The sequence below is a fragment of the Leptothrix toolikensis (SeqCode) genome (assembly GCF_057922285.1).
In genome coordinates, this window is sequence record NZ_JBYSVC010000032.1 from 21,274 (window position 1) to 27,881 (window position 6,608).

At 65.5% G+C, this 6,608-nt stretch carries 8 protein-coding genes; 7 read left to right on the forward strand and 1 reads right to left on the reverse strand.

The features are described 5' to 3' along the window. Positions 1-6 precede the first annotated feature (6 nt). From AC3VI7_RS06700 to AC3VI7_RS06725, 6 genes are read left to right on the forward strand one after another with little or no spacing between them, the layout of a single operon-like run. The gene (locus tag AC3VI7_RS06700; RefSeq protein WP_489667727.1) at positions 7-807 is read left to right on the forward strand and encodes a DUF1365 domain-containing protein; all 801 of its coding nucleotides are present in this window, start codon (positions 7-9) and stop codon (positions 805-807) included. Positions 808-809: 2 nt separating this feature from the next. Beyond that, entirely contained in the window at positions 810-2,051 is a 1,242-nt protein-coding gene (locus tag AC3VI7_RS06705; RefSeq protein ID WP_489667726.1) for a class I SAM-dependent methyltransferase, read from the forward strand. After that, positions 2,048-2,587 (forward strand): DUF3833 domain-containing protein, encoded by a 540-nt coding sequence (locus AC3VI7_RS06710; protein ID WP_489667725.1) that lies wholly within the window; start codon positions 2,048-2,050, stop codon positions 2,585-2,587. The genes AC3VI7_RS06705 and AC3VI7_RS06710 overlap by 4 nt, the downstream gene beginning before the upstream one ends. 33 nt (positions 2,588-2,620) lie before the next feature. Then, a complete protein-coding gene (locus tag AC3VI7_RS06715) occupies positions 2,621-3,430 on the forward strand; it encodes an SDR family NAD(P)-dependent oxidoreductase (RefSeq protein ID WP_489667724.1) in 810 nt (269 codons plus the stop codon). Then, positions 3,427-3,867, forward strand: coding sequence for a nuclear transport factor 2 family protein (locus AC3VI7_RS06720; protein WP_489667723.1), 441 nt, complete (start codon positions 3,427-3,429; stop codon positions 3,865-3,867). Before AC3VI7_RS06715 ends, AC3VI7_RS06720 begins: the two co-directional genes overlap by 4 nt. Positions 3,868-3,901: 34 nt before the next feature. Further along, positions 3,902-4,477: a chorismate--pyruvate lyase family protein gene (locus AC3VI7_RS06725; RefSeq protein ID WP_489667722.1), complete on the forward strand. Its 576-nt coding sequence runs from the start codon at positions 3,902-3,904 to the stop codon at positions 4,475-4,477. On the opposite strand, the gene AC3VI7_RS06730 is transcribed toward AC3VI7_RS06725, so the two are convergent. Then, a complete protein-coding gene (locus AC3VI7_RS06730) occupies positions 4,442-4,780 on the reverse strand; it encodes an antibiotic biosynthesis monooxygenase family protein (RefSeq protein WP_489667869.1) in 339 nt (112 codons plus the stop codon). The genes AC3VI7_RS06725 and AC3VI7_RS06730 overlap by 36 nt on opposite strands. Before the next feature lie 113 nt (positions 4,781-4,893). Between AC3VI7_RS06730 and AC3VI7_RS06735 the strand changes: the two genes are divergently transcribed. Further along, a complete protein-coding gene (locus AC3VI7_RS06735) occupies positions 4,894-6,510 on the forward strand; it encodes a peptide chain release factor 3 (protein WP_489667721.1) in 1,617 nt (538 codons plus the stop codon). Positions 6,511-6,608 lie beyond the last annotated feature (98 nt).

Sequence of the window (6,608 nt, forward strand, 5' to 3'; positions counted from 1 at the left end):
ACCGCCATGGCGCAACCACCCACCACCACCGGCACCGCACCCGCGCCAGCTCATCACGCCCATCACGCCCTGATCGGCGTGGGCCAGATCCGCCACACCCGGCTGCGGCCCGCCAAGCACGCCTTTGCCTACGCAGGCTGGTTCCTGCTCTTGCCCATGCGCAGCCTCAGCTTGGAGCAGCGGGCCGCGCTGCCCTTCAAAGAGCGCGATCACGGCACGGGGGGCCCCGACGCGCTGGCGTGGTTCGAGCGCTTGCTGGCCGAAGAAGGCGTGGCGGACGCCAACGGCGAGATCTGGCTGCAAACCTTTCCGCACCTGTTCGGCTACGCCTTCAAGCCGGTGAGTTTTTGGTTTGCCCATCGCCAAGACGGCTCGCTGGCGGCCATCGTCGCCGAGGTCAACAACACCTTTGGCGAGCGGCACTGCTACGTGCTGCACCCACCCGACCAGCGCAACTTGCGCTGGGGCCAAACCTTGAGCGCGGACAAGGTGTTTGCGGTCTCGCCCTTTTGCCGCACCGCCGGCCAGTACCGCTTTCGCTTTTTGCGCACCCCCGAGCACATGGTGGCGCGCATCGAGCTGCTGGATGAAGACGGTGCTCTGCTGCAAACCAGCCTGAGCGGCGCGCTCGAACCCCTGACGCGCCGCAGCCTGCGCGCCCGGTTTTGGCGACAACCCGGCTTTGCCTTGGGCGTGACGCTGCGCATTCACTGGCAGGCCTTGCAGCTCTGGCTGAAGCGCGTGCCGCTGCATCTGGCGCGCGCTTCCTCAACCCCGCCCCCCTTACCGCCCCACCGGAGCCCTTGACCATGCACGACACCGCCTCAAGCACCCTGTCGCCCATGCCCAGCACGCCCTTGAGCCTGACGCTGCCGCCCAGCGCCCGGGCCGTGCTGGGCCTGCTGGATCGGCTGGCCCACGGCTCGCTGGAGCTGCGCTTGCCAGATGGCAGCCTGCGCCGCTATGGCCCAAGCCACGCCGATGAACCGCACGCCGTGATGCACTGGCCGAACTGGAACGTCTGCGCAGCCGTGCTGCGCTCGGGCGACATCGGTCTGGCCGAAAGCTACATCGCCGGGGATTGGCACAGCCCGGACGTTTCCGCCTTGCTGCGCTTGCTGATCGCCAACCGAGATGCCTTGGAAAAAACGGTCTACGGCTCGTGGTGGGGCGCGCTGGCCTACCGCCTGCGCCACGCCTTCAACCGCAACAGCCGCAGCGGCAGCCGGCGCAACATCCACGCTCACTACGACTTGGGCAATGCCTTCTACCGCCGCTGGCTTGACGAAGGCATGACCTACTCCAGCGCCTGGTTCGACGGCCGCCCTGAGCAGTCGCTGGCGGACGCCCAGCACGCCAAGATGAACCGCGCGCTGCGCGAAGTGCGCCTCAAAACCGGCGACCGCTTGCTGGAGATCGGCTGCGGCTGGGGTGGTCTGGCCGAGACCGCCGCTTGGGGCTTCGGGGCCCATGTCACGGGCGTGACGCTCTCGACCGAACAACTCGCTTGGGCGCAACAGCGCATCCAAGGCAGTGGTCTGCGTGAACGGGTCGATCTGCGCTTGCAGGACTACCGCGATCTGGAGGAAGCGCCTTTTGACGCCGTGGTGTCGATCGAAATGTTCGAGGCCGTGGGCCGGCGCTACTGGCCCGACTACTTCGCTGCGGTCGCGCGGCTGCTCAAGCCCGGCGGGCGAGCCTGCATCCAGAGCATCACCATCCGCGACGATCTCTTTGAGCGCTACGCCCGCTCGACCGATTTCATCCAGCAATACATCTTCCCCGGCGGCATGCTGCCCAGCGTGAGCGAGTTCCACCGCGCCGCCAGCCAAGCCGGCTTGGTGGTGAAAAACCAGCTCAGCTTCGGCCCCGACTACGCCGAAACCCTGCGGCGCTGGCGGACACGCTTCCACGACGAAGCGCCGGGCATGCCGGCGCTGGGCTTTGACACCCGCTTTATGCGCACGTGGAGCTTTTACCTGCACTACTGCGAAGCCGCCTTCGACACCGGCAACACCGACGTCGTGCAGTTCACCCTGGAAAAGCCATGAAAGCCCTCTTTGCTGTGCTTACAGCCCTCGCTGCCTTGGGCAGCACCGTGCTGAGCGGCTGCGCCGGCTCGCAGGTGCAGGACTACACCGCCGAGCGCCCGCTGCTTGATCTGCGCCAGTACTTCAACGGCGACTTGGTGGCGCACGGCATGTTCACCGACCGCTTTGGCACCATCCGGCGGCGCTTTACGGTGCAGATGAAAGCGCACTGGCAAGGGGACAGCGGCGTGCTGGAAGAAGACTTTCTCTACAGCGACGGCGAGAAAGAGCGGCGCGTCTGGACCTTGCAACGCAACGCTGACGGCGGCTACGTGGGCCGGGCTGCCGATGTAGTGGGCGAGGCCGAAGGCCGCGCGGCGGGCCCGGTGCTGCGCTGGCAATACACCTTGAGCCTGCCCGTGGGCGGCAGTCACTACCAAGTCGCTTTCGATGACTGGATGGTGTTGATAGACGACCACACATTGCTCAACCGCGCCACCATGAGCAAGTGGGGCGTGCGCTTGGGCGAGGTCACCCTCGCCTTCCACAAACCCTGAGATAAGCCCTGAGCCTAAAACTCCCTTGACCCCATGAGCGACAACCCCCCACTGCGCGACTGGCGCGGGCGCGTGGTCTGGATCATCGGTGCCTCCAGCGGCATCGGTCGCGCCACCGCCTTGGCTTTGGCCCAAGCGGGGGCGCAGGTGGTGATCTCAGCGCGCCGACCCGCAGCCCTCCAAGCGGTGGCAGCGGAAGCCTCGGCCCGGCAGCACCCCGATGCGATCACGGCCTTGCCCTTGGACGTCAGCAAACCCGCCACGATTCACGCTGCCCTCCAGCGCCTGCGCGCCCTGCACCCGCAGCTTGATCTGGTGCTCTACTGCGCCGGTCACTACCGGCCGGTGCCAGCCACGGCCTTCGATCTGGCGCAGATGCTCCAGCACCAAACCATCAACTACGTGGGCGCGTTGCATGTGCTGGACGGCGTGCTGCCGCTGCTGCGTGCTCAGGGCCACGGCCACATCAGTTTGGTGTCGAGCGTGGCGGGCTGGCGGGGCTTGCCCAAGGCGCTGGCGTATGGACCGACCAAAGCGGCCTTGAGCCACTTGGCCCAGATCCTGCACTTGGAGCTGGCACCGCTTGGCTTGGGCGTGTCGGTGATCCATCCCGGCTTTGTGGCCACGCCGCTGACGGCGCACAACGACTTCCCCATGCCGGCGCTGCGCTCGCCCGAGCAAGCGGCTCAAGCGATCCTTCAAGGCTGGGCCAAGGGCCGCTTCGACATTCACTTTCCGCGCCGCTTTACCTGGGTGCTCAAAGCGGTGACGATCTTGGGGCTGCTGCATCACCGCCTCTGCCAAGCGCTGCTGCGCCGCATCACCCGCGAAAGCTCGCCATGATCTCGACCCCGCTGCAAACCCTGATCGAGCACTTCGAGCAACTCGGCCCCGAGCGCTTGGATGCGCTGGCGGCGCTCTACAGCCAAGACTGCTCTTTCCGCGACCCCTTCAACCACCTGCAAGGTCGCGCTAGCGTGCGTGCGGTCTTTGCCGACATGTACGCCACGCTCGACGTGCCGCGCTTTGTCGTGCTCGACGCCTTCGAGACCTTGGAGCCCGAGCATCGCGCCTTCCTGAGTTGGGACTGCCACTTCCGCCACCCGCGCTTGGGCGAACACAGCATCCACGGCAGCACCTTGCTGCACTTCGACGCCCACGGCTTGGTGAGCCGCCACCGCGACTACTGGGACGCCGCCGAGTCGATCTACGAACACATCCCCTTGCTCGGGGGCGTGCTGCGCTGTATCAAGCGCCGGATTGCGACACATCAGCCCTGAAAAACCGGAGCGCTGACCCTATCATTCGCGGCCTATGAAGCCGCGCCCGCTCCGCCCGTCCTCTTTGCCCTTTGCTGCCGACCTGCGCCCATGGTTGCGCGTGGGGGGCTCGCTCACGGCGCATTTGGGGGCGGCGTATGGGCCGGTGACGGTACGCCGCCGCCATCAAGGTCATGGTTGGGCGGATGCGGTTGAGGCGGTTGATCTGGGCTTGCATCGCCCAGCGTCGCGGGCGGTTCATGTGCGCGAAGTGCTGCTTTTTGCCGGGGACCAAGCGCGGGTGTTTGCGCGCACCGTGTTGAGTCCCGGGGCGTCACGCACGGTGTGGCGCGCCATCCGTGGTTTAGGAAGCCGGCCGCTGGCAGATCTGCTTTTCCAGCAACCGCACCGGGTGCGGCGCTCCGCCTTGAGCGCCGTCTATCACGGCCCTGCCGAGCCCTTCACCCGCCATGTCGCGCGCGAATGGCGCGCCGCCAGCGGCACGGCCCTGCCCGGCCGAGGCCTGTGGGCGCGGACCTCGGTGTTTGAGCGGCGCGGCTACCGGCTGCGGGTGATGGAATGCTTCCCGGCCCGATCAAGCGTGGGGCAAGTTGACCGGAAGTTCCGATGACGCGTGCGGCGAAGCCAGCGGGTTGAAGTGTTCGACCGCTGGTGGCTGAGCGAAGAACGGGCCGACGATGGCACGCCAATCGGCAAAAGCCGGGGACTGGCGGAAATCCACGGTGTGGTTTTCCAGCGTGTTCCACCAGATCAGCAACACGTAGCGGTTTGCGCTTTCGATGCCGCGCTGCAACTGGTAATGGCGGTAGCCCTTGGCGTGGGCAATCACCGTCTGGACGCCGTGATGCACGGCCGCTTCAAAGGCCGCGTGCTGGTCGGCTTTGATATGGATATCAACAACTTCGAGGATCACGATGGTGCTTTCAACAAGAGAGAACGGGCCTTGTAGGATGCCATGCATGGGAGACCACGGCCCAACAGCGACAATCGCAGGTTTTGCACCGCCACTTTGCGTGAGTTGCTGCCATGTCCGACCTGTCCACTGAAATTCGCCGTCGTCGCACCTTTGCGATCATCTCCCACCCTGATGCAGGTAAAACCACGCTGACGGAAAAGCTGCTGCTGTTCTCGGGCGCGATCCAGATCGCCGGCTCGGTCAAAGCACGCAAAGCCACGCGCCATGCAACCTCCGACTGGATGGAGATCGAAAAGCAGCGCGGCATCTCGGTGGCATCGAGCGTGATGCAGATGGAATATGGCGACTGCGTCATCAATCTGCTCGACACCCCCGGCCACCAAGACTTCTCTGAAGACACTTACCGCGTGCTCACCGCCGTGGACGCTGCCTTGATGGTGGTCGATGCGGCCAACGGGGTCGAAGAGCAAACGCTGCGCCTGTTGAAGGTTTGCCGGGCGCGCAACACCCCCATCCTGACCTTCGTCAACAAGATGGACCGCGAGGTCAAAGCGCCGCTGGAGTTGCTCGATGAGATCGAGCAAACCTTGGGCATGAGCTTGGTGCCGCTGACGTGGCCGGTGGGCATGGGCAAGGCCTTCCGGGGGGTGATGGACATCCAGCACAACCGCATGCGCGTCTTCAAGGCCGGGGCCGACAAGATGGAAAACGCGGGCGACGAGGTGGTCGAAGGGCTCGACAACCCGGTGCTGGCCGAGCGTTACGGCCTGGACTTTCAAAACGCTGCCGACGAGCTGGAGTTGCTGCGCGCCGCCACCCCGGCGCTGGACCGCGAAGCCTTTTTGGCCGGCGAGCAGTCGCCGCTGTTCTTCGGCTCGGCGGTGAACAACTTTGGCGTGCAAGAAATCCTCGACGCCTTGGTCGCCCTGGCACCGCCGCCCGGCGAGCGCGAAGCCCAAGAGCGCATCGTCGAGCCGACCGAAGAGAAGTTCTCTGGCGTGGTCTTCAAGGTCCAAGCCAACATGGACCCGGCGCACCGCGACCGCATCGCCTTTGTGCGGGTCTACTCGGGCCGTTTCCAGCGCGGCATGCGCCTCAAAGTCACGCGCAACAACAAGGAAATCCGCCCGCAAACGGTGGTGAGCTTCCTCTCACAGCGCCGCGAGCTGGTCGATGAAGCGGTGGCCGGCGACATCATCGGTATCCCGAACCACGGCACCTTGCAGCTCGGCGACACCCTGACCGAAGGCGAGATGCTGCATTACACCGGGCTGCCCTTCTTCGCGCCGGAGAGCTTCCGCACCGTTGAAATCAAAGACCCGCTGCGCTCCAAGCAATTGCGCCAAGGTCTGCAACAGCTCGGCGAAGAAGGCGCGATCCAAGTCTTCAACCCCGTGGCCGGCGGCTCGCTGATGCTGGGTGCCATCGGTCAGCTGCAATTTGAAGTGGTGCTGCACCGCCTGAAAGGCGAATACGGCGTCGATGCCCGCCTCGACCCCTGCCGCTTCACCATCGCCCGCTGGATCACCTGCCCCGACGAAGCCAAGCTCAAACGCTTCATCGACAGCGAACCCATGCGCATCGCCTACGACGTGGTCGGCGCCCCCGCCTTCTTGGTCCAATACAGCTCCGACCTGCGCGTCACCCAAGAACGCGTGCCCGACATCCAGTTCCACTCCATGCGCGAACACTCCGGCCGCGTCTTCAACGCCGCACCGTCGCTGTAAAGCCCTGCCCACCGCCCGCCGGCTTTCACCGTTCGGACTGAGCTTGTCGAAGCCCCGCCCGCTTGGGCACCACAGCCCTTCGACAAGCTCAGGGCGAA